General features: G+C 69.1%; 21 protein-coding genes, 2 tRNA genes and 1 other RNA gene. 11 read left to right on the top strand and 13 right to left on the bottom strand.

Annotation, left to right across the window (positions count from 1 at the left end):
- Nucleotides 1-13: 13 nt before the first annotated feature.
- Both ABT340_RS27370 and ffs read right to left on the bottom strand, forming a co-directional pair.
- Nucleotides 14-2,215 (bottom strand): DNA polymerase III subunit gamma and tau, encoded by a 2,202-nt coding sequence (locus ABT340_RS27370; RefSeq protein ID WP_352013690.1) that lies wholly within the window; start codon nucleotides 2,213-2,215, stop codon nucleotides 14-16.
- Between the two features lie 31 nt (nucleotides 2,216-2,246).
- An RNA gene (ffs, locus tag ABT340_RS27365) (signal recognition particle sRNA small type) lies at nucleotides 2,247-2,342 on the bottom strand.
- Nucleotides 2,343-2,450: 108 nt separating this feature from the next.
- On the opposite strand from ffs, the gene ABT340_RS27360 reads away from it, so the two are divergent.
- Both ABT340_RS27360 and ABT340_RS27355 read left to right on the top strand, forming a co-directional pair.
- Nucleotides 2,451-2,536, top strand: a tRNA-Ser gene (locus ABT340_RS27360).
- A 238-nt stretch (nucleotides 2,537-2,774) separates the two neighbouring features.
- Entirely contained in the window at nucleotides 2,775-3,203 is a 429-nt protein-coding gene (locus tag ABT340_RS27355) for a PIN domain nuclease (RefSeq protein WP_352013689.1), read from the top strand.
- Nucleotides 3,204-3,632: 429 nt separating this feature from the next.
- Here the strand turns inward: ABT340_RS27355 and ABT340_RS27350 are convergent, their stop codons facing one another.
- Complete coding sequence (locus ABT340_RS27350; RefSeq protein ID WP_352013688.1) at nucleotides 3,633-4,697, bottom strand: S1C family serine protease; 1,065 nt, start codon at nucleotides 4,695-4,697, stop codon at nucleotides 3,633-3,635.
- 177 nt (nucleotides 4,698-4,874) lie between these two features.
- Here ABT340_RS27350 and ypfJ point away from each other — a divergent pair, with 177 nt between their 5' ends.
- Together ypfJ and ABT340_RS27340 are read left to right on the top strand one after the other, a co-directional pair.
- Nucleotides 4,875-5,732, top strand: a complete 858-nt coding sequence (ypfJ, locus tag ABT340_RS27345) for a KPN_02809 family neutral zinc metallopeptidase (RefSeq protein ID WP_352013687.1) — start codon at nucleotides 4,875-4,877, stop codon at nucleotides 5,730-5,732.
- Nucleotides 5,733-5,791: 59 nt separating this feature from the next.
- Nucleotides 5,792-6,091: a type II toxin-antitoxin system VapB family antitoxin gene (locus ABT340_RS27340; RefSeq protein ID WP_352013686.1), complete on the top strand. Its 300-nt coding sequence runs from the start codon at nucleotides 5,792-5,794 to the stop codon at nucleotides 6,089-6,091.
- A 55-nt stretch (nucleotides 6,092-6,146) separates the two neighbouring features.
- Here the strand turns inward: ABT340_RS27340 and ABT340_RS27335 are convergent.
- The 4 genes from ABT340_RS27335 to ABT340_RS27320 form a co-directional block, all read right to left on the bottom strand.
- Nucleotides 6,147-6,236 (bottom strand) — tRNA-Ser (locus tag ABT340_RS27335).
- Between the two features lie 24 nt (nucleotides 6,237-6,260).
- Nucleotides 6,261-6,704, bottom strand: a complete 444-nt coding sequence (gene tadA, locus ABT340_RS27330) for a tRNA adenosine(34) deaminase TadA (RefSeq protein ID WP_352013728.1) — start codon at nucleotides 6,702-6,704, stop codon at nucleotides 6,261-6,263.
- Nucleotides 6,705-6,727: 23 nt separating this feature from the next.
- Nucleotides 6,728-7,219, bottom strand: coding sequence for a tRNA adenosine deaminase-associated protein (locus ABT340_RS27325; RefSeq protein WP_352013685.1), 492 nt, complete (start codon nucleotides 7,217-7,219; stop codon nucleotides 6,728-6,730).
- A gap of 16 nt (nucleotides 7,220-7,235) precedes the next feature.
- Nucleotides 7,236-7,745 carry a tRNA adenosine deaminase-associated protein gene (locus ABT340_RS27320; protein WP_352013684.1) on the bottom strand — a complete coding sequence of 170 codons (510 nt, stop codon included), beginning with the start codon at nucleotides 7,743-7,745 and terminating at the stop codon, nucleotides 7,236-7,238.
- Nucleotides 7,746-7,936: 191 nt separating this feature from the next.
- Here ABT340_RS27320 and upp point away from each other — a divergent pair, with 191 nt between their 5' ends.
- The 5 genes from upp to ABT340_RS27295 all read left to right on the top strand — a co-directional run bounded on the left by upp (nucleotide 7,937) and on the right by ABT340_RS27295 (nucleotide 12,055).
- Complete coding sequence (gene upp, locus ABT340_RS27315) at nucleotides 7,937-8,575, top strand: uracil phosphoribosyltransferase (RefSeq protein ID WP_352013683.1); 639 nt, start codon at nucleotides 7,937-7,939, stop codon at nucleotides 8,573-8,575.
- A gap of 137 nt (nucleotides 8,576-8,712) precedes the next feature.
- Complete coding sequence (locus tag ABT340_RS27310) at nucleotides 8,713-8,943, top strand: hypothetical protein (RefSeq protein WP_352013682.1); 231 nt, start codon at nucleotides 8,713-8,715, stop codon at nucleotides 8,941-8,943.
- 287 nt (nucleotides 8,944-9,230) lie between these two features.
- Nucleotides 9,231-9,764 (top strand): PH domain-containing protein, encoded by a 534-nt coding sequence (locus tag ABT340_RS27305; protein WP_352013681.1) that lies wholly within the window; start codon nucleotides 9,231-9,233, stop codon nucleotides 9,762-9,764.
- Between the two features lie 132 nt (nucleotides 9,765-9,896).
- Complete coding sequence (locus ABT340_RS27300) at nucleotides 9,897-11,255, top strand: helix-turn-helix domain-containing protein (RefSeq protein WP_352013680.1); 1,359 nt, start codon at nucleotides 9,897-9,899, stop codon at nucleotides 11,253-11,255.
- 110 nt (nucleotides 11,256-11,365) lie between these two features.
- A complete protein-coding gene (locus ABT340_RS27295) occupies nucleotides 11,366-12,055 on the top strand; it encodes a FadR/GntR family transcriptional regulator (RefSeq protein WP_352013679.1) in 690 nt (229 codons plus the stop codon).
- Nucleotides 12,056-12,113: 58 nt separating this feature from the next.
- On the opposite strand, the gene dnaN is transcribed toward ABT340_RS27295, so the two are convergent.
- From dnaN to ABT340_RS27270, 5 genes are all read right to left on the bottom strand, one after another.
- Nucleotides 12,114-13,217: a DNA polymerase III subunit beta gene (gene dnaN / locus ABT340_RS27290; protein ID WP_352013678.1), complete on the bottom strand. Its 1,104-nt coding sequence runs from the start codon at nucleotides 13,215-13,217 to the stop codon at nucleotides 12,114-12,116.
- A 161-nt stretch (nucleotides 13,218-13,378) separates the two neighbouring features.
- Nucleotides 13,379-13,978 (bottom strand): TIGR03086 family metal-binding protein, encoded by a 600-nt coding sequence (locus ABT340_RS27285; protein WP_352013677.1) that lies wholly within the window; start codon nucleotides 13,976-13,978, stop codon nucleotides 13,379-13,381.
- 112 nt (nucleotides 13,979-14,090) lie between these two features.
- The gene (locus ABT340_RS27280) at nucleotides 14,091-14,672 is read right to left on the bottom strand and encodes a hypothetical protein (protein WP_352013676.1); all 582 of its coding nucleotides are present in this window, start codon (nucleotides 14,670-14,672) and stop codon (nucleotides 14,091-14,093) included.
- A 377-nt stretch (nucleotides 14,673-15,049) separates the two neighbouring features.
- Nucleotides 15,050-15,805: a ZIP family metal transporter gene (locus ABT340_RS27275; protein WP_352013675.1), complete on the bottom strand. Its 756-nt coding sequence runs from the start codon at nucleotides 15,803-15,805 to the stop codon at nucleotides 15,050-15,052.
- Nucleotides 15,806-15,891: 86 nt separating this feature from the next.
- The gene (locus tag ABT340_RS27270; protein ID WP_352013674.1) at nucleotides 15,892-16,902 is read right to left on the bottom strand and encodes an SMP-30/gluconolactonase/LRE family protein; all 1,011 of its coding nucleotides are present in this window, start codon (nucleotides 16,900-16,902) and stop codon (nucleotides 15,892-15,894) included.
- A gap of 120 nt (nucleotides 16,903-17,022) precedes the next feature.
- Between ABT340_RS27270 and ABT340_RS27265 the strand changes: the two genes are divergently transcribed.
- Both ABT340_RS27265 and ABT340_RS27260 read left to right on the top strand, forming a co-directional pair.
- The gene (locus tag ABT340_RS27265; protein ID WP_352013673.1) at nucleotides 17,023-17,481 is read left to right on the top strand and encodes a MarR family winged helix-turn-helix transcriptional regulator; all 459 of its coding nucleotides are present in this window, start codon (nucleotides 17,023-17,025) and stop codon (nucleotides 17,479-17,481) included.
- Nucleotides 17,482-17,922: 441 nt separating this feature from the next.
- Nucleotides 17,923-19,158: a cytochrome P450 family protein gene (locus tag ABT340_RS27260; protein WP_352013672.1), complete on the top strand. Its 1,236-nt coding sequence runs from the start codon at nucleotides 17,923-17,925 to the stop codon at nucleotides 19,156-19,158.
- A 355-nt stretch (nucleotides 19,159-19,513) separates the two neighbouring features.
- On the opposite strand, the gene ABT340_RS27255 is transcribed toward ABT340_RS27260, so the two are convergent.
- Nucleotides 19,514-20,170 carry a response regulator transcription factor gene (locus ABT340_RS27255; protein ID WP_352013671.1) on the bottom strand — a complete coding sequence of 219 codons (657 nt, stop codon included), beginning with the start codon at nucleotides 20,168-20,170 and terminating at the stop codon, nucleotides 19,514-19,516.
- Nucleotides 20,171-20,174: the final 4 nt, after the last annotated feature.

Below are 20,174 nucleotides of genomic sequence, written 5' to 3'. Positions count from 1 at the left end.
TCCCGCAGGACCGTCAGGCGTGGCCGATCTCCTCGATGATCTGGCCGCCCAGCTCACGCTGGAGGAGGGCCATGCCGGTCAGCGCGTCGTCGGACGAACCGGCGTCGTCGGAGCCGGACGACCTGCCGGGCACGGCCTCCGGCCACGCCGACTTGGTCCCCGCCCCCCTCGGCCCCGTCTGGGCGACCGTATGGGCGGCCGTCCTGGCGGCGGAACGCGCGGCGGCCAGACCGGGACTCGGCGGCGGAGGTGAGCCCGGGTCCTCGGGGAGCGGTGCGTCGGGCCAGGACTCGTCGGTGGCCTGCGGGCTCTGGCGAGGCTGCGTCTGCGGGGCCTGAGGGGCTCGCTGGGCCTCACGGGGAGGCGAAACCGCCTGGGGCGGCGCCTCCGCCTGGGGCTCCGCGGTCGGCCTCGTGACGGGCCCCTGCGAGGGACTCTGCGCGGGGCTCTGGACGGGCTCAGCGCGTGGCGGAGGAGGAGGCGGCGTCTGCTGCCGGGCGCCGGACGGCATGGGCGAACCGCCGACGACGGCCTCCACCTTCCAGGTGCCGCCGAGCACGTCCTGCAGCGCCCCCGCGACCACCACGTCCTTGCCGCCGCCGGTGAAGTTGCGCATCGCGCCCACCTGGGCGAAGCCCAGCGTGACGACCTTGCCCTCGACCCCGACGACCTGGGCGTTGGTGTTGACGTTCGCCCAGACGACGATGCTGCGCCGTTTGAGGGCCGCGAGCACCTGCGGCCATGCCTGCTGTACCGCTCCCGCGTCACCCCCTGACACTCCCGGGACCGCAGGAGCCTGGGCCTGGGGCTGGTCCGCGGCGGGGGCGGGCGCCTGCCCTCCCGGCCGCGTGGGAGCCGGCCAGTCGTCGTCCTTGGCCCGAACCGGTACGGCGGCCGCGGGCGCGGCGGGCTGTACGGGGGTCTGCGTGGGGGCCGGAGCCTGGGCGGCCATGGGAGCCTGAGCGGGAGGCGCCTGGGCCACCGTCGGGATCACTGCCGGGGCCACCGTCGGAGCCACTGCAGGGGCCACTCCAGGGGCCGCCGCCTGGACCACCGTGACCCCTCCCCGCTCCAGCCGCTCAAGCCGGGTCAGCAGCGCCGCCTCGTCCCTGGCCACCCCGGGCAGCAGGGTCCTGGCGCACATCAACTCAAGCAGCAGCCGGGGCGAGGCCGCGCCGCGCATCTCGGTCAGGCCCTCGTTGAAGATCTCCGCCGCGCGGGTCAGCTCGGCCGGGCCCATCGAGGCCGCCTGCTGCTGGAGCCGTTCCAGCTCGTCACCGGGACGGTCGAGCAGCCCGCTGGTCGCGGCCTCGGGCACGTTCGCCAGGATCACCAGGTCGCGGAAGCGCTCAAGCAGGTCCATCGCGAACCTGCGGGGGTCGTGACCGCCCTCGACCACCCGGTTCACGGCCTGGAAGACCTTCGCCCCGTCGCGGGTGGCGAAAGCGGAGACCATGTCGTCGAGCAGGTCGCCGTCGGTGTAACCGAGCAGGGAGACCGCGCGGGCGTAGGTGATGCCGGCCTCGTCCGACCCGGCGAAGAGCTGGTCCAGGATCGACAGCGAGTCACGGGCCGACCCGGCGCCCGCCCTGACCACCAGCGGCAGCGCGGCGGGTTCGAACGGCACGTTCTCCGAGGTGAGGATCTCCTCCATGAGCGTGCGCAGCGCGGCGGGCGGAATCAGCCGGAAGGGATAGTGGTGGGTGCGGGACTTGATCGTCCCGATGACCTTCTCCGGCTCGGTGGTCGCGAAGACGAACTTCAGGTGCGGCGGGGGCTCCTCGACAAGCTTGAGCAGCGCGTTGAACCCCTCGCGGGTCACCATGTGCGCCTCGTCGATGATGTAGATCTTGAAGCGCGCCGAGACGGGGGCGAAGAAGGCCCGTTCCCGCAGGTCGCGGGCGTCGTCGACACCACCGTGCGAGGCGGCGTCGATCTCGATGACGTCCAGGTGGCCGGGCCCGGTCGGCGCCAGGGCCACACACGACTCGCACTCGCCGCAGGGGTCGGGGGTCGGCCCCTTCTCGCAGTTCAGCGAACGGGCCAGGATGCGGGCGCTCGACGTCTTGCCGCATCCCCTGGGCCCGCTGAACAGATAGGCGTGGTTGATCCGGCCGCTCCGCAGCGCCTGCCGCAACGGCTCGGTGACGTGCTCCTGCCCCTTGACCTCGGCGAAGGTCCCGGGCCGGTACTTGCGGTACAGCGCAAGACTCATGCGACGATCCCACCTGCGAGGGAGTCTGAAACGAAGAGACCCCTCGCACACCCGCCAGAGCCTGCTTATCCTTGCTGCCTTCCGGCCCTGGGGAGGTTCACAGGATGACGCCGCGCGAGGGGTCCTGGCACAGTCTAGCCTCTGTCGCGAGTGCTCGGAGTAGTGAACGGCCGCCAACGAAGATGCCTCGAATATGTGGTCAACGCAGTCCTGAAAGTTCGGTAAGCTACTCCACGGAGGATTCGCCTAGTTGGCCTAGGGCGCACGCTTGGAAAGCGTGTTGGGGGCAACCCCTCAGGAGTTCGAATCTCCTATCCTCCGCGCTTGGTTGAGCAGCAAGACACGAAGGGCCCGGACTATCCACCCGGGCCCTTCGTGCTGTCCGGCCTCGGTCGACACGCCCACTTCGAAGCATGCGCGCTTACCGGCGATGGCACGGGGCCACCCGTGAGGTGCTGGAGCACCGGCGCCGAGCGCTCGCGCTCGCTCGGCTCCGTTCCGACGCCTCAGAAGGAGGCTTCGACCTGGAACTCTTCGAAGAGAAGAGCAATTACCGTCGATGAATGCGGCTCAGTTTCTGATCGACACCAGTGCCCTTGCCCGTTTCCTGCGCCCCGACGCGGACCGGTACGGCTGGGGTCAATCTGCCGTCGCAGGACTCATCGCAGTCTGCCCCATCACCGAACTTGAGTTCCTCTCCAGTGCCCGATCCATTACGGATCGCGAGCAAGGCGTCGAAGATCTACGGCTTCTGTTCGGCTGGACCCCCATCGACGACCGCGCCTGGAAAGTTCAGGAAGCCCTCACCCGGCGAGGGCGACATCGCAGCGCAGGCCCTGTCGGCCTCGTCATCGCCGCCACAGCGGAACTTCAAGGGCTTACGCTCCTCCACCGAGACCGAGACCGAGACCGAGACCGAGACTTCGAGTGCATCGCCCGGGTCACCGGTCAAGCACTCCAGTGGTACGGCCCCGAGCCGGGCAAGTAACCCTCACAAGCATGCGGGCTGAGTCCCCCGTCGCCCAACCCCCGCAGGGAAGGGATCCAAGCATCGCCCCGAATCGACGTCACGCCTACCGACCTCTGGCCGGAGGAAGCGAGACCGTCTTGCGGACGCCGTAGTGGTGATCGGCGGAGGTGGTTCGGAACGCCTCCGCCCGAACGCGGCGTACGCGGTGACCGGGATCACGCGTCAGCCGGAGAGCTGTCTCACGGTGGCGTAGAGGGTCACGCGCGGAGGGGGCGGCCCCTACCCGGCGGACGCCACCGTGCTTGTGCGGGCCGGTGACACGGCGTCCACCAGGGCGGTGACGCACGTGAGCACCTGTGCCGCTGTTTGGAGATCCGCCTGTTCGCTCCTGCCGGGCATCGCGATCGCCTGGTCGCCCCCAAGCCTCGGCTTCATCGAAAGGACCGGTCAGTCGCCTCCGGTGGTGCCGAGCCGTACGGTCGTGGTGGTGGTCGAGCCGTCGGGGTGGAGGAGTTCCACCTTGGCCGAGTCGCCTGGCTTGTGGGCGGCGAGGGCTCTGGCGAGGTCCTGCGCGGTCAGGACCGGGGTGTCGTCGAGTGCGACGATCACGTTGCCCGGCCTGAGCGCCGTCCGCGTCCCCTGGGCCGTCCGCACGACGCCGACACCGCTCGGTCTGCCGTGTCTGTCGACCACGGTCTGCGCCGTGACTCCCAGGTCCGCCCGGCCGGTTTCGGTCACCTCGCCCTTCTCGACGAGCCGGCGGACGACGCGGGTGACCGTGTTGGCCGGGATGGCGAAGCCGATACCGGGGAGCACACTGCCCGTGTCCGCGTTCACCAGGTCGGCGACCAGCACGCCGACGACCTGTCCGGCGAGGTCGACCAGGGCGCCTCCGCTGTTGCCCGGGTTGATCGCGGCGGAGGTCTGGATGAGGCCGCCGGCCGTCGGAGCGACGGTCTCGTGCCCCTCGGCCGCGAACTGGACGGTCCGGTTCAGCCCGGAAACGATGCCGTCGGTCACGCTGCCCGACAGGCCGAACGGGTTGCCCATGGCCAGCACGATCTGGCCGATGGCGAGCCGGTCGGAGTCGCCGAAGCCGGTGGGGACGAGGCCCGACGGGTCGTCCACCCTGATGACGGCCAGGTCCCCGGCCTTGTAGACCCCGACGAGCCGGGCCGTACGGGGGGCGCCACCGGTGGCGAGCATGACTTCGAAGCGTTCGGCGTCACCGACCACGTGGGCGTTGGTCACGATGTGCCCGAGGTCGTCGTAGACGATGCCCGAGCCCTCGCTGATCTCCTCTCCCGACCGCGAGGTGATCTGCACGACGGACGGCAGCACCCTGGCGATGCCCCTTCGGTAGTCGGCCTCAAGTGTCAGCGGGCCTCTCGCCACGGGGACGGCCACGGAGGACCCGGTTTCGAGGTCCGCCTTGTCCGGTGTCTCCGGGTCGGCGCCCAGATCGTTGCCGAGGAGTACGGCCATCACAAAGAGCGCATTGATGACTAACATCCGCATCTGCCGCATGTGACGGTATTTCCCTTGTTGGCGGTGAAAAGCTGCAGGTGGGGGATATATTTCGTGCAAGTCGACGCCGATGAGGCGCTGCGCCGTACCCGGCGAACCGGTGGGCATGGTCGGCCCCGGGGAGGGCAGTGGGGGTCCAAGCGGATCGAAGGGACGTCTGCGATGGATTTCAGAGACGACGCCCGGCTGGACAGCTCACAGGTGGAAAGCGGTGGCCGCAGGAGGATTCCCGGAGGAGGACTCGCGGTCGGCGGGGGCGCCGCCGGAATCCTCGCGCTCATCGTGGCCCTGCTGTTCGGGCTCAACCCCGGGGACATCGTCGGCGGGAACGAGCCCGCCCCCGTGGGGCCGGGAACCGACCTGGCGGCCAAGTGCAGGACAGGGCAGGACGCCGACCAGAACGAGGAGTGCCGGGTGGTCGGCGTGGTCAACAGCATCCAGGACTACTGGCCGACCGTCGTGCAGGGTTACCGGCCCGCCAAGACCGTTATGTTCTCCGGCCAGGTGAACACCGCCTGCGGCGCGGCCGACGCCTCGGTCGGCCCGTTCTACTGCCCTGCCGACCAGAAGGTCTATCTCGACCTGAGCTTCTTCGACGAGCTCCGCACCCGTTTCGGCGCGGAGGGCGGTCCGTTCGCCCAGGCGTATGTGATCGGGCACGAGTACGGTCACCACGTGCAGAACCTCCTGGGCACCAGCTCCATGGCCCAGGGAGACCGGCAGGGACCGCGGAGCGGCTCGGTCAGGCTTGAGCTGCAGGCCGACTGCTACTCGGGCGTGTGGGCGAAGAACGCCTACGAGACCGGCCTGTTCGACAAGCCCTTCACCCAGCAGGACATCCAGCAGGCGCTGAGCGCCGCCTCGGCCGTGGGGGATGACAGCATCCAGGAGCGCACCCAGGGCCGGGTGAACCCGGACGCCTTCACCCATGGCACGTCGGCACAGCGTGTCAGGTGGTTCACCACCGGCTACGAGAGCGGGGATCCCAACCGGTGTGACACGTTCTCAGGGAGCCTCTGAGGCCGTCGCCGACCTGGGCAAGCAGGCAAAGAATCCGAATCTCTCATAAACTACGTACTGTGATCTTCAAGCTGGTCGGTGATGGACGGCCCTACCCCGAGCACGGTCTCTCGCATCGCGAGTGGGCGCAGATACCGCCGCGGCAGGTCCGCCTCGACACGTTGATCACCACGAAGACGGTGCTCGACCTGCACTCGCTGCTCGCCAAGGACTCCACCTTCTACGGCGACCTGTTCCCGCACGTGGTCCAGTGGCGCGGCGACCTCTATCTGGAGGACGGCCTGCACCGTGCCCTGCGCTCGGCGCTGCACCAGCGCTCGATTCTGCACGCCCGCGTCCTCGAACTCCCCGAGGACTGAGGAACCCCTGGCACGACGAAGGGCCCCCGGCGAACCGGGGGCCCTTTCGTTGCTGTGGCGGTGGAGGTGGGATTTGAACCCACGGATAGGTTGCCCCATCACACGCTTTCGAGGCGTGCGCCCTCGGCCACTAGGCGACTCCACCGCCGAGCAGCTTACCGGATATCCGCTATTGCTCGCGCATCCGGCGAGAGGTGAAGAAGTCGGTGAGGACCGTGGCGCACTCGTCGGCCAGCACCCCCATGACGACCTCGGGCCTGTGGTTGAGGCGGCGGTCCCTCAGCACGTCCCACAGCGAGCCCGCGGCGCCCCCCTTGGGATCGACGGCGCCGTAGACGACCCGGTCGACCCGGGCCAGCACGGCGGCTCCGGCGCACATCGTGCACGGTTCAAGGGTCACGACCAGCGTGCAGCCGGTCAGCCGCCACTCACCACGCGAGAGAGCGGCCCGCCGCAGGGCCAGGACCTCGGCGTGCGCGGTCGGGTCCGCCAGCGACTCACGGTCGTTGCCCGCCCCGGCCAGCACGGCCCCCTCGGGGTCGAGGACGACCGCGCCGATCGGCACCTCCCCCCTGGCGCCCGCCTCGGCGGCCTGCTCAAGGGCCAGCCGCATCCCGGCGGCGTACGCCTCGGGGTTCACCGGAGCCGGTCGAGCTCGTCCGCGAAGGCCAGCCGCTCGGCGATCACCGAGAGCGTGTCCGCGGGGAGCGCGCCCTCCTCCATGCTCAGCTCGACGAGCTCCTCCGGGCTCATGCCCAGGTCGCTCAGCAGCTCGAAGTCGCCCGCGGGCCGTACGCCGAGGTCGGGGGTCTCCTTGTCCGGGGCGACGCCGGCCAACTCGGTGAAGAGCTCGCCGAGCCCGTCGGTCAGCCCCGCCTGGGCGTCGGACAGGAAGGTGCGCGGTTCCCGGTCTCCCTCGTAGCGGACGATGGCGAACCACTCGTCCTCGACCTCGACGCACAGCAGGGCCAGCTCGTCACCGTTGAGCCCCAGATGCTCCTGTACGGCGTCGCCCAGGTCGTCGGCTATCTCCGCGGCGCCGAGGTCGATCTCGGCGCCGTTCCATCCGTCCTCGGTGCGGACGAACGCCGCGGAGAACACACTGCCAGTGGATTGCCTGGAGGACATGGCCGGTCTCCCGGGGTCAGCCGAACACAGAGTCGATCGCGCGTTCGAAGGGCTCGGAGAATCCCAGACGGGCGGCGATGCTGGACAGCACGTCCTCGGGAAGGAGGTCGATGTCCCCGGAGAGGATGCCGAGCTCCATCTCGTCGAGCCCCAGGTCGGCGAAGATCGACAGATCTCCGGCGGGCAGGGCCGTCTCCTCGTCCTGGAGGATCGCGTCCAGTTCGTCCTCGTCGGGCACCGGCACGTCGAGGTATTCCAGCGCCTGCCGCGCCAGGGGGAAGTCCCAGGACGCGGCGATGTCGGAGAGGAAGACCTCCACATGCTCACCGAACACTCGTAACGCCACGAAGAACTCATCCCCAACGGCGACCAGGCCAATCGTCCCGTTGATGCTCGGCTGCTGGCGTAGGGCGTGGACGAGACCCTGGAGGTCGGAGGTGAGCGCCACGGGAAGCAGCTCCGCCTCCCAGCCGTCGTCCTCGCGATAGACGACGATGGCAAAGTCCAGAGGGTCTTCGTCTGACATGCTCATCCCCACCGGTGCGCTCGCTACGGACGTCAATGCTTTCAGAAGCACCGCGTCGCCGTACGCCTCCGGGGCCAAATTGTGATCCAAATCCGGGTGAGCGGGCGATGTCGTCCAGGCGAGCGCCCGTCGTCCGGGACGTGGGTCCCGCCGCTGTCCCCCGCACGGCCGTCCGGATAGCGTTGACGTCCATGGAGACCCTCGTCGTCGAGCACCCGCTGGTCGCGCACAAGCTGACCGCTCTCAGGGACGCGCGTACGGACTCGCCCACCTTCCGGCGCCTGGCCGACGAGCTGGTGACGCTGCTGGCCTACGAGGCGACCCGGCACGTCCGCGTCACCGGTGTCACCGTCGAGACCCCGGTCGCCAAGGCCAAGGGCGTACGGCTGGCGCAGCCGTACCCGCTGGTGGTGCCGATCCTGCGTGCGGGCCTGGGCATGCTGGACGGTATGACCCGGCTGCTGCCGACGGCCGAGGTCGGCTTCCTGGGGATGATCCGCAACGAGGAGACGCTCAAGGCCGAGACCTACGCGACGCGGCTGCCCGACGACCTGTCCGGGCGTCAGGTGTACGTGGTCGACCCGATGCTGGCCACGGGTGGCACCCTGGCCGCGGCGATCCGGTTCCTGTTCGACCGCGGCGCCGACGACGTGACCGCGCTGTGCCTGCTGGCCGCCCCCGAGGGCATCGCCCACATGGACGAGGCGTTCGCCGGCAGCGACAGGCCGATCCGCCTGGTGACCGCCGCGCTCGACGAACGGCTGAACGAGCACGGCTACATCGTCCCCGGCCTCGGGGACGCGGGGGACCGCCTCTACGGCGTGGTCTGAGGATCTCCCCGGTGTGGGGGGAGGCGTTAACCCTCCCCTTCGTTACCCAATGTGCTTGAATGGGTACGAGCAGTAGCGAGGATGCCTCTTCCGTGTCCCCGGCCAGGGGAGGCCGCGGGCACACATCAGGGAGAAACATGAGCGAGCGGACCATCCAGGATCAGGAGCCGGACCCCTACGAGCACGTCAGTGCCGCGTTGCGGAGCGAGTTCTCCGAGGTCCATCCGGCGGCCACGGTGACCCGCTGCATCCAGGCCGCGCACTACGGCGCGCTGGAGGTGACCGGCCAGGCCCACCCGGTGCTGGTCGAGCGGATCGCCCGCAAGCACCTGGAGGTCCTCGCACTGGCCGCGAGCGAGGGTGGGTGACGAATATCACACCGCCCTGATCGGGTCCCGTCGCTGAGATCGTGACCCTGTCAGGGAAGACGCTTTACCTCGCGAATGGCATGGGTAATGTATACGGCGGGTGCAGTGGGTGAGTGGTCGTAGGAGGCCGCAGTGCAGGTCAAGAAGGTTCTGACATACAGCGCCATTGCTTTTGTGGCGTTCTACCTCTTCACAAGACCGGGTGACGCAGCGAACACAGTTAGGGGCGCCATGGACACCATGTTCAACGCGGCCAATTCTCTGGCCCAATTCGTATCCCATCTGTCATGAGGCTGGTGACCCACGGGGACTCGGCTCCCGCGTCGGTCAACCGCTACCTACTCCCCCACGAGCAACAAGTAATCATGGTGCGGCTTCACCCGGCCGTACTGCTGCGCCCCATCGCCGAGGTCTTCGGTGGCCTGATCCTGGCCGGCCTGCTCAGCAGGTGGTTCGGGGGACAGAGCTCCGGAGGCACCGCCCTGGTGATCGTCTGGTGGGCTTGGCTCCTCCTTTTGATCCGTTTTGTGTGGAAAGTGGCGGAATGGTCGGTTGAGCATTTCATCGTCACCTCCAAGCGTGTGCTGCTCACCACGGGCCTGATCACACGCAAGGTCGACATGATGCCCCTCGGCAAGGTGACCGACATGAGTTTCCAGCGCTCACTGCTCGGTCGCATGCTGGGATACGGCGAGTTCGTCCTGGAGTCGGCGGGTCAGGACCAGGCCCTCTCAAGGATCAACTTCATCCCCTATCCGGAGACCATCTACCTAGAGGTGTGTCAGATGCTCTTCCCCGGCGGCAACGATTCGGATGATTAGTGCCCCTATGTCCCGTATGACATAGGGGCCCGAAGAGTCCGCAGGTGGATTCTCTTCACGTGGGGTTACCGATTCGACTGCTTCGTGCAATCATGGCGGGAACATTGACCATCCCCCGCCCTGAGAGATCAGATGCCGAGTCAGGGAACCATCGGTGACCGCGTCCGCGGACTGCGGCTGAGTAGGCGCATGTCTCAGGCCCAGCTGGCAGGGCCTGACCTCTCCGACAGTTATGTCTCCCTCATCGAGTCCGGCAAGCGCACGCCGACCCCCGTGGTCGCGCGGCTTCTCGCCGAACGGCTGGGGTGCACTACCGAGTTCTTGCTGCACGGGATCGAGCCGCGCCAACGGATCGACACCGAGCTTGGCCTGCGTCACGCGGAGCTTGAGCTGCAGCACGGCGACCCCGGGGTCGCCGCGGAACGGTTCGGCGAGATCGTCAAGGTCGCCGGCGAGGAGAACGCCATGTTGGCCGCGCACGCGCGGCTGGGGCGGGCTCGCTCGCTGGAGGCCCAGGACCGAGTCGGACCAGCGGTAGAGGCGTTCGAGCGGCTCCGCCGCGAGGCCGCCGCGCACCCCGAACGGCTGGCAGACCTTCCTCTGACGGTCGCGCTGAGCCGCTGCTACCAGCGCGCGGGCGACACGCTTCGCGCGCATGATCTGGCCATCTACGCCCTCAGCCAGGTCAACCACCTGGCGTTGACGCAGGGCGAGATCGCGATCGAACTGGCCGCCGCGCTGGTGGAGACCGAGGCTGCCAGGCCCCAGTCTCCGGGCCTGTCGTATGTCAGGCACATCCTGGCGGTCAACGGCGTTCCCTCGGTGGTCAACCGCACCGCCGAGATCCACTCCCTCTGGCAGGCGAGCGTCGCCGCGGCGGAGGGTGAGGACTCGGCACTGGCGGTACGCCTGGCCGACGACGCCATCGCGACCGGCCGACCCGCCCGGATGGCCTTCAGGCTGGCCGGGATCGCACTGGAATGGGCGAGACTCACGGTCTCTCTCGGAAGCGCCTCCCTCTCCGAGGAAGTCTACGAGTTGGCCACCGCTGCCAGCGGGGTCTTCGCCACGTTCGACGAGAAGGTCAACGAGTACGCGGGAAGCCTCGTGGTCCTGGCCCGCCTCCAGCTCGGGAGCGGTAACCCGGACGGCGCGGTCAACCTGGCCTCCTCCGCCCTCGACACGCTGTCCGGCCAGGCCAGCCCCACCGCCGCCGCCGCGCACCTGGTCCTTGCCCAGGCCGCGCTCTCGCGGGGGGAGGGTGAGGTTCTGTCACGGCTGAACGCCGCGGGGGAGCTTCTTCACGCCCTGCGTTCGGAGCGGTCCAATCCCGACCGTGAGGTCGCGCGTGCCTGGCGTGAGCTGGGTGACCTCTACGGCAGGGTCGGCGCGGGAGAAGAGCAGACCAGCGCGTATCGTAAGGCTCTTGAGGCAGCGGGAGTCCGCGACGCGATGGTGGGAATGACGGTCGATTCGACACTGGTTCGATAAAGCAATCCGCCTCCTCCGGCGTTCCGGATTTGTTTTTCTGCCTCCGGAATAACTAGGGTCTACCAGTCATTGAATCATAGGATGATTGGCTTCTCCGGAGGAGGCGGACTGTGAGTCTGCGTACGGCGCAGCGGGCGTCTCTCGTTGACCAGGTGATCGACCAGCTCAAAGAGCAGATCACGTCGAACTCCTGGAAGATGCACACGAAGATTCCCACCGAGACCGTGCTCGCGGAGCAGCTCGGGGTCGGACGCAACACCGTGCGTGAGGCGGTAAGGGCACTCACCCACGCAGGCCTGCTCGAATGCCGCCAGGGCGACGGAACCTACGTCCGCGCCACGAGCGAACTCTCCGGCGCCATGCTGCGACGGCTACGCGCCGCCGAACAGCTGGAGATCCTGGAGGTACGGCGCGCGCTTGAGGTCGAGGCCGCCAAGCTGGCCGCGACGCGGCGGACCGAGGCCGACATCGCCCACATCGAGGCCGCGCTCGCCGAGCGGGAGCAGGCTTGGGAGTCGGGCGAGCCGACCGCCTTCGTCGAGGCCGACCTCGCCTTCCACGTCGCCGTCGTCCAGGCGACCCACAACCGGGTCATGATCGACCTCTACCAGGACTTCTCCGCCGCGCTGCGGGCCAGCATCACCGCCGCGGGCACCTCGCTCAACAGCACCTACATCCCGCACGACGCCATCGCCCGCGCCATCATGGCGGGCGACGCCGCCGCCGCCGAGCGCGCCGGTCACGCGTGCATGGAACACATCCTGATCGCTCTGACCGAGGCCCAGGAACTCACCAGCTGACCCTCACCCGGCGCGGCGGACGCCGCCGCGCCGGGTGCTTCCTGTTCGGGTCGGGGCCTCAGGCGGCCAGGCGCAGGGACATCACGAGATAGCGGAAGGCCGGCTCGGCGTCTCCGGGCACCTCGGTGATGAGGGCGGGCCGGCTGGGCGTCTGCATGTTGAGCCGTACGAACTCGGTCTCGACGCCGCTCAGGCCGTCCAGCAGGAAGTGCGACTGGAAGGCGATCTGGATCTCCTCGCCGAACAGCTCGGCCTCCAGCACCTCGGTGCCCCGGCCGATGTCGCCGCCGCCCGCCTGGATGAGCACCTGTCCCTGGCCGAAGGTGAGCCTGATCGCGGTGTTGCGCTCGGCGACCAGCGCGACCCGCTTGATCGCCTCGACGAACGGGGCGGCCCGCACGTCCGCCCTGATCGGCCACTCGTCGGTCAGCCGTGCCCGGTAGTCGATGAACTGCTCGTCGAGCAGGCGGACCGTGGTGCTCCTGCCGACGCTCTCGAACCCGGCGACTCCCTCGCCCAGGCCGATCGAGACCTCTCCGCCGCGCAACGACCTGGCCACCTCGACGAGCACCCGGGCTGGGACCATGGCCGCGGCCGTGGCGCCCGGCTGCTCGGGGCGCCAGTCGAACTCCCTGGCGGCGATGCGGTAGCGGTCGGTGGCGGCCATGGTCACGCGTTCGCCCGCGATGTCGAAGCGGACGCCGGTCAGCATGGGGAGGGTCTCGTCACGGCTGGCGGCGGGCGCCACCTGGCCGACCGCGCTCGCGAAGACCCCGCCGCCGACCGCCCCGATCTTCGGCGGGGCCTCGGGCAGCGACGGGAAGTCCTCAACGGGCATGGTGAGCAGGCCGAACTCGGCGCTTCCGCAGGTCAGCACCGCTTCGGACCCGTCGGTGACGATCTCGACCGGCTGGGCGGGCAGGCTCCGGGTGATCTCGGCGAGGATGCGGCCCGGGATGAGCACCCTGCCGGGCTCGGCGACCTCGGCCTCGATCGTGGCGCGGGCGGAGACGTCGTAGTCGAAGGCCGACAACACCAGGTCCTCGGCGTCGGCCTCAAGCAGCAGACCGGAGAGCACGGGAACGGCCGGGCGGGTCGGCAGGGCACGAGCGGCCCAGACCACGGCGTCGGCCAGGACATCACGGTTGACCCGGAACTTCACCTGAGCATCCCTTCGTCCCGAACGGCACCACCACATGCGGTGGCCGTACTCCGGAGAACGGTAGCCGGTCCTACCGACAAAGCACTGATACTGACATATCACTCAGTCGGCCGGTGGTCACGCTGCGTTCCCGCGCGGCGGAACGTCCCAGGCTCCCGGTCTCACGCCGAGGGGGTCCAGCCGGGGGTGCGTCCGAGTACGGCGAGGACACGGTCGAAGCCCGGCGTTTCGTCGTCGACGGGCAGGCCCGGCTGGAAGGCGGCTCCCGGCCTGGTGCGCCGTTCGTCGTCGGGGACGGCCAGGGCGATCGGCCAGGCGGCCTCGACAAGCTCCGGGTCGGGCCGATAGTCGGCGCCGATCGAGCGGGCCACGTCCCAGGCGTGCACCAGGTAGTCGATGAAGTGGAAGCCGATGGCCTGCCGGGCAGGAAATACCGGTCCCCGGGGGGCGAACTCGGGCAGCGTGAACCCCCGTTCGAGCACGCCGTCCTCGGCGAACGCCGCCAGCACGTCCTCCGCCGCCTTGGTGTAGAGCTGGACGGCGTCGTCACCGAGCGGCCTGACCTTCCAGACCTCCAGGTCGGCTCCGGTGCCCCTGGCCGCGGCGGCGAACCCGTGGTGCTGGACGGTCATGTGGGCGAGCAGGTCGGCCACCGTCCATCCCGCGCACGGTGTCGGCCTGTCGAGATCGTCGATCGTCACCGCGGCGACCACGTCCACGCTGTCCCGCACCGCTCGCCGGTCGAACTCCTGAATGCTCACGAAGCCCCCTCAGATGTGTTGATCACAGCATCCATCATCACGGCCGTCCCACCCATGGTGGATCGGCGGTACCCACCGAGGGGGCTCGGTGGGTACCGCCGGAACCGGATCGTCAGTCGACGATCGTCACCGTGGCGTACTGGTATCTCGTGGTGCCGTTCTCGTCACCCCAGTGGTACCGGCCGGTCATGACCTGGCCCGCGTTCGCCCGCCACGAGTGCCTGCTCTCCTTGAGGTCGCCGCTCCACGCGGGGGAGGAGAAGCGCACCTGCCTGCCCTGCCAGAAGAACATGGCCGCGAGGTACTTCGTGGAACCGTTCTCGTCGCCCGAGTGCCACCTGCCGATGACGGCCTGGTCGTTCGGCGCGGTGTAGGACGACCGGCTCTCCTTCAGGCTCGCGCTCCACAGTCCCTTCACCACGTTCTGGACCGGCTGGTCGTTGATGGTGATCGTGCTGCAGTAGTAGGTGGTGGAGCCGTTCTCGTCCCCGGAGTGGGAACGGCCGGTCATCACCTCGTTGCCGGGACAGGTGAACCACACCCCGGCCGACTCCTTCACGGTCGAGGTGTGGCTGAGCTGGACCTTGACCGTCACGTCCAGGGTGGTCGGCGCCGCGGACGCGGGAGCCGCGGTCAGGGTGGCCAGCGCGGCCGCCGCGAGCGCGGCGGGCAAAGCCTTCTTGTACACGTTCATGTTCTCCGGCTTTCGTTCCGACAGGGTTCGGTGCTGTGCCAAGAGCGCGTGTGTTGACGGCTCGCGCCATCCCCGGATGTCGTCCGTGGACGCCGGGTGGGAGGCGTCGCCGGGATGGCGATCTCATGGTGGCCGTCGCCGTACCGACGGATCGTCCCTCTGCCGGACGAGCGGCGATCCGTCCCGGGGGTTATCCCGGGACCCCTCCGTGGGTGATCACAGCGGCGGGAGAACACGGTGTTCCTGATCAGGCTGTAGGCGCGGGCCGAGCAGGGGAACGCCGAACGCGGACCCGGGGTCCGTGCGCGCTCAGATTCACCCCTCGCGTAAGGCTGAGCACGCACGGTCCCGGGTGGACGTCTGTGGCTCCGGACCGGCTACGCGCCGAGGCGTTCGACGGTGAAGGACGCCAGGAAGCCCAGGGTGGCGATGAGGCCGGTGAAGAGATGAGCGCGTTCGAAGGCCTCGGGGATCATCGTGTCGGCGACCATGGTGAGGATCGCCCCTGCGGCCACGGCGGTGATCACCGAGACGGTCGCGGGTGAGGCGTCCTGGAGGGTGAGGTGGCCGACGAGGGCCGCCAGCCCGCTCACCAGGGCGATGCCGCCCCAGACCCCGAAGACGTACGGCGCGCCGCGCCCGGCCTGCTTCATGCCCGCCGCGCTGGAGAGCCCCTCGGGAACGTTGGAGATGAAGACGGCCCCCAGGACCGCGATCCCGACGCCCCGGCCGTCGAGCAGTGACAGGCCGAGCACGACCGACTCGGGGACTCCGTCGAGCAGGGCGCCGACGGCGATGGCCGTACCGCTGCCCTGGATGTCGCCCTCGGACGGCTGCCTGTCGCCGGAGCGTTTGCGGTGGCGGGCGCCGTACCGGGCGAGGAGGGTGTTGGCCGCGACGTAGGCGCAGGCGCCGACGAGGAAGCCGGCCGCCGTGGGGAGGAGCCCTCCTGAGCGTTCGGCCTCGTCGACGAGTTCGAAGGACAGCGCCGAGATCAGCACGCCCGCGCCGAAGGCCATGATCCCGGCGATGATCACGGCCGGGACCCGTACCAGCCAGGCGACCGCCGCCCCCACGACGAGGGCTCCCCCGGCGGCGGTTCCCCACAGACCTGCCTGAAGCCACTGCGGCACGGCCGTCTCCCCCATCCCGTGTCGGGCGACATTTCCCAGGAACGGGTAATGAATGTCCCATATTCTCGCGAGGTGGGGGAGCGTGGTCAGATGCCCCGTACCGAGGCGATGGTGAAGGGGGTCCGCGGGGTTCCCGAGCCGAGTGGGCCGCCCTTGTCGAACTGGGAGCGGACCACGTAGAGCGTGCCGTTCCCGAACGCCAACGTCGTCGGGAGTTGGAGGGCCTCGTCGGTCAGCCGCCGCTCGACCCTGGCCGCGGCGCCGTCCCGTGTCACCTTCCAGCGACTGATGGCGTTCTCGGTGTTGTGGACCACCCAGAGCCTGCCGCCCCGCAGTTCGAGCCCGTCGGCGTGCAGCGTGTCGCCTCCGGTCAGTGTCACCCTGCGGATCGCTCCTGAGGCGATGTCGAGGCGGTACAGGTCGCCACCGGTCATGTCGGCGGTCAGCAGGTAGCGCCCCGAGGGGTCGGCGACGATCCCGTTGAGGGTGAACGCGTCGGGCCCGTGGGGGTCGAGGGCCTCGCCCAGGTCGAAGCGGACGGTGAGCGTCGTCCTGCCTCCGGCCGCCACCTGACGCGGCGTGACGCGGTAGACCACGGAGCGGACGCTGTCGGTGAGGTAGGCGCTGCCGTCCGGGGCGATGGCGAGGTCGTTGACGAAGGCCGGGTTATCTGGGGCCTGCCCGGGGACGTCGAAGCTCGCCAGCAGGCGTCGGGTGCGCGTGTCGTAGACCGAGACCCCGGTCGTCGAGTCGGTGACCCACAGCCGTCCCGCCCGGTCGACCTTGAGTCCGTTGGCGGTGTCACGCCCGTCGGCGCCCGCGGGCAGGAAGACCTGGGCCACCCGGTGACCCGGTGTCATCTTGAAGACCGTGCCGTCGGTGTAGGAGCCGGCGTAGAGGTCGCCGGTGCGCGGATCCACGGCGACGCCCTCGGGGTAGACCCGGTCGCCGGGAAGTTCGTACGCGGTGGAGATCCGTGCCCGCGTGATCTGGTTTGTCGTGGTCGGCGCACCGGAGGCGGGCAGCGCGGGGGTGAGGGAGAGCAGCGCGGTGAGGGTCGTGGCCGCGGCGGCCACGACCAGACGAGGCGAAGACATGGCGCCCTTCTGTTCGGCTTCACATGCTTGACAGAGTCGTATTTCTTATTCGGACACGAACTCTAGTTAGAGCTCTAATGGTCGTCAACGCTTTAATTCACGGGTTGTTACCATGCGGAGATGACCGAGTTGCCGCTCTCCGAGCGCCTGGGCTCCCACCTCAAGCGCGCTGAGCAGGCGCTCAACGCGGCCAAGAACGCCGCACTGAAGCAGGCCGGGCTGACCGTGTCGCAGTACGCGGCGCTGCTGCACCTTTCCGCCAACCCCGGCATCTCGGCCGCCGCGCTGGCCAGGGCGTGCGCGGTCACCCCGCCGACGATGAACACCGTGCTCAAGAACCTCCAGGAGCACGGCCTGATCGAGCGCACCCCGCACGAGTGGCACAGGAACGTCCTGGAGACCCGCCTCACCGAGAAGGGCGAACAGGTGCTGGCCGCGGCCGACCCCCGCGCGGTGCGTGTCGAACGGGGGCTCGCCGCGAAGTTCACCCCCGAGGAGCGCGAGACGCTGATCACCCTGCTGGGTCGCTGCGTCGAGTTCCTGGAGGCCGCCCGAACGGCTCCCGAGCCCGAGTCGTAGCGAAACTCCCTCCGGACGGAAAAAGGGCGAACCATTTTCTTTCCAGTGACCACCCTTTTCTGGTTCAGGCTTTTTCCGTGGTACGGGATTTCCTCCTGTGTTCGCCGTCAACGGCTTCCACCTGCCGACCACCCGACCGTACGGCCTGCCTGACCTGCCTTATCGCGCGCCGAGCCGGCGATTCTCCATGCCGTTGGGGTGGCCTCCCGACGACGAGGAATCGTTGACTTGTGACGTTGTCGTATTTAGTGTTTGGGTATTCTCCGGCGAATGTTCGACAACGGGGAGCCGTGGTTCTTACGGCCCCTGATCATCGGTGGCAGGGGCGACCCCCATGGCGGTGGAGCCGCCGGTTCGGCCTCCGGAACGCGACGACCCCGTCCGCCGCCGTGTGCTCGTCCCGGCCCGCGTCAATCCGCTCGACCTCCAGGGAGCGTCCGCATGGCCATTTCCTCTTCACCCATCGTCCTGGACCCCTACGGAAGCGACGTTCCCGGTGAGGTGTCCCGGCTGCGTGCCCTGGGCACCGTGGTCAAGGTCGAACTTCCCGGTGGCGTGCCCGTCTGGGCCATCACCCGCCACGACCTGCTCAAACAGGTCATTCTCGACCCCCGGGTCAGCAAGGACCCGCAGCGGTACTGGAGCCTGTGGCCGCAGGTCGACGAACGGCCCGAGTGGGGCTGGCTCAACCTGTGGATCGGCATGCGGAACCTGGTCAACGCCTCCGGCATGGAGCACCGGCGACTGCGCAACCTCGTCGCCCCCAGCTTCACCGGCCGCCGGACCCTCGCCATGCGGCCGATCATCGAGCGGATCACCGCCGAGCTGATCGACGACCTCACCAGACTGCCCGCCGACCAGGTCGTCGACCTGCGCGTCGCCTACGCCCACCCGATGCCGCTGCGGGTGATCTGCGAGTTGTTCGGCGTCCCCGACGACATGCGTCCCGAGGTCGCCTGGATCTCCACGGCCTTCATCGACAGTGCCGCGACCGCTGAGGAGGCGGCCGAGACCTCGGCCAGGATCAGGACGTTCTTCCCCGCCCTGATCGCCCACAAGCGCGAGCACCCCGGGGACGACCTGACCACGGAGCTGATCAACGCCCGTTACGAGGACGACCGGCTGAGCGACGACGAGCTGCGCGACACCCTGCTGGCCCTCCTCGGTGCCGGGCACGAGACCACCGTCGACCTGATCGACAGCACGGTCCACGCCCTGCTCACCCACCCCGAGCAGCTACGCCGGATCCGGGAGGGGGAGGTCACCTGGGAGGCGGTGATCGAGGAGGCCCTGCGCTGGGCGCCGCCGGTCGCCAACTTCCCGTTGCGGTACGCCACGGAGCCCATCGACGTGGACGGGGTGCGCATTCCCGCGGGTGACGCCATCCTCGCGACCTACTTCGCCGCGGGCCACGACCCGCACCAGCACGGCGAGGACGCCGACCGCTTCGACGTGGCCAGACCCCCGGCCGAACACCTGGCCTTCGGCGTCGGCGTACACCACTGCATCGGCGCCCCCCTGGCCCGCCTTGAGGCCGTCATCGCCCTGCCCGCCCTGTTCGACCGCTTCCCCGACCTCACCCTGGCCCAGGAAACCCCCACCCCGAACCGCCTCCCCTCCCTGGTCATCAACGGCCTGAGCGAACTCCCCCTCCGCCTGGGCCGCCCAAGAAGGTGAAGAGTGCCGGTTCAAAGCACCCGAACCCGCGCGGCGCAAAGAGGTGGAACGTGGGCTTTACCGGTGCCGTGCGTGAGGAGTGTCCGGCTTGGGCGCGTCGGTGCTTGGACTGAGGAGAGAGGGAGCGCAGCGGACGAACGACGAGGGAAAGCACCGGCCTGAAGCGCCCAAGCCCCGCGACGCCGAAGGCGGCGCAAAGAGGCAAAGCGTGGGCTTTACCGGTGCCGTGCGTGAGGAGTGTCGGTTCGGGCGCGCCGACGCTTGGACTGAGGAGCGAAGGAGCGCAGCGGATGAGCGACGAGGGAAAGCGTTGGCTCGAAGCGCCCGGACCCGCGACGCCGAAGGCGGCGCCATGTCACCTAGCGGCGTTGAGATAAGCCAGCACCGCCAGTACCCGCCGGTTGTCGTCGTCCGACGGGGACAGGCCGAGTTTGGTGAAGATGCCCGCGGTGTGTTTGCCGACCGCGCTCTCGCTGAGGTAGAGCCGTTGGGCGATGGCCGCGTTCGAGCGGCCTTCGGCCATCAGTTCGAGCACCTCCCGTTCGCGGGGGGTCAGTTCGCCGAGCGGTTCGTGCCTGGCCGTACTGGCCAGGAGTTTCGCGATCACCTCGGGGTCCATGGCGGTGCCGCCCGCGGCGACCCGCCGTACGGCGTCGATGAACTGTTCGGCGTTGAACACCCGGTCCTTCAGGAGGTAGCCGACGGCGCCGGAGCCGTCGGCCAGGAGTTCGCGGGCGTAGAGCTGTTCGACGTGCTGGGACAGGACGAGCACCGGCAGGCCGGGTACGGCCCTGCGGGCGGTCAGCGCCGCCTGCAGGCCTTCGTCGGTGAACGTGGGCGGGAGCCGTACGTCGACCACGGCGACGTCGGGGCGCAGGGTGGTCAGGGCGGTGAGCAGTTCGGGACCCGACTCGACGGCCGCGACGACCTCGAAGTCGTGGGCCTGGAGCAGGTGGACCAGTCCGTCTCTCAGCAGGTAGAGGTCTTCGGCGATGACGACTCTGGGATGCACCGGT

Origin of the sequence: Streptosporangium sp. NPDC000239 (assembly GCF_040300765.1) — a bacterium.
In the GTDB taxonomy this organism is placed as follows: domain Bacteria; phylum Actinomycetota; class Actinomycetes; order Streptosporangiales; family Streptosporangiaceae; genus Streptosporangium.
The sequence above is the reverse complement of the archived record's forward strand: the minus strand, read 5'-3'. Positions and strand labels throughout refer to the sequence as shown.

Excerpts from the sequence above, each read along its gene's own strand:
- upp (WP_352013683.1), top strand. The coding sequence starts at position 7,937 with ATGGAGACCCTCGTCGTCGAGCACCCGCTGGTCGCGCACAAGCTGACC.
- ABT340_RS27370 (WP_352013690.1), bottom strand. The coding sequence starts at position 2,215 with ATGAGTCTTGCGCTGTACCGCAAGTACCGGCCCGGGACCTTCGCCGAG.
- ABT340_RS27265 (WP_352013673.1), top strand. The coding sequence starts at position 17,023 with ATGACCGAGTTGCCGCTCTCCGAGCGCCTGGGCTCCCACCTCAAGCGC.
- ABT340_RS27355 (WP_352013689.1), top strand. The coding sequence starts at position 2,775 with ATGAATGCGGCTCAGTTTCTGATCGACACCAGTGCCCTTGCCCGTTTC.
- ABT340_RS27320 (WP_352013684.1), bottom strand. The coding sequence starts at position 7,745 with ATGTCAGACGAAGACCCTCTGGACTTTGCCATCGTCGTCTATCGCGAG.
- tadA (WP_352013728.1), bottom strand. The coding sequence starts at position 6,704 with ATGCGGCTGGCCCTTGAGCAGGCCGCCGAGGCGGGCGCCAGGGGGGAG.
- ABT340_RS27310 (WP_352013682.1), top strand. The coding sequence starts at position 8,713 with ATGAGCGAGCGGACCATCCAGGATCAGGAGCCGGACCCCTACGAGCAC.
- ypfJ (WP_352013687.1), top strand. The coding sequence starts at position 4,875 with ATGGATTTCAGAGACGACGCCCGGCTGGACAGCTCACAGGTGGAAAGC.
- ABT340_RS27270 (WP_352013674.1), bottom strand. The coding sequence starts at position 16,902 with ATGTCTTCGCCTCGTCTGGTCGTGGCCGCCGCGGCCACGACCCTCACC.
- ABT340_RS27300 (WP_352013680.1), top strand. The coding sequence starts at position 9,897 with ATGCCGAGTCAGGGAACCATCGGTGACCGCGTCCGCGGACTGCGGCTG.
- ABT340_RS27260 (WP_352013672.1), top strand. The coding sequence starts at position 17,923 with ATGGCCATTTCCTCTTCACCCATCGTCCTGGACCCCTACGGAAGCGAC.
- ABT340_RS27325 (WP_352013685.1), bottom strand. The coding sequence starts at position 7,219 with ATGTCCTCCAGGCAATCCACTGGCAGTGTGTTCTCCGCGGCGTTCGTC.
- ABT340_RS27305 (WP_352013681.1), top strand. The coding sequence starts at position 9,231 with ATGAGGCTGGTGACCCACGGGGACTCGGCTCCCGCGTCGGTCAACCGC.
- ABT340_RS27350 (WP_352013688.1), bottom strand. The coding sequence starts at position 4,697 with ATGTTAGTCATCAATGCGCTCTTTGTGATGGCCGTACTCCTCGGCAAC.
- ABT340_RS27280 (WP_352013676.1), bottom strand. The coding sequence starts at position 14,672 with ATGAACGTGTACAAGAAGGCTTTGCCCGCCGCGCTCGCGGCGGCCGCG.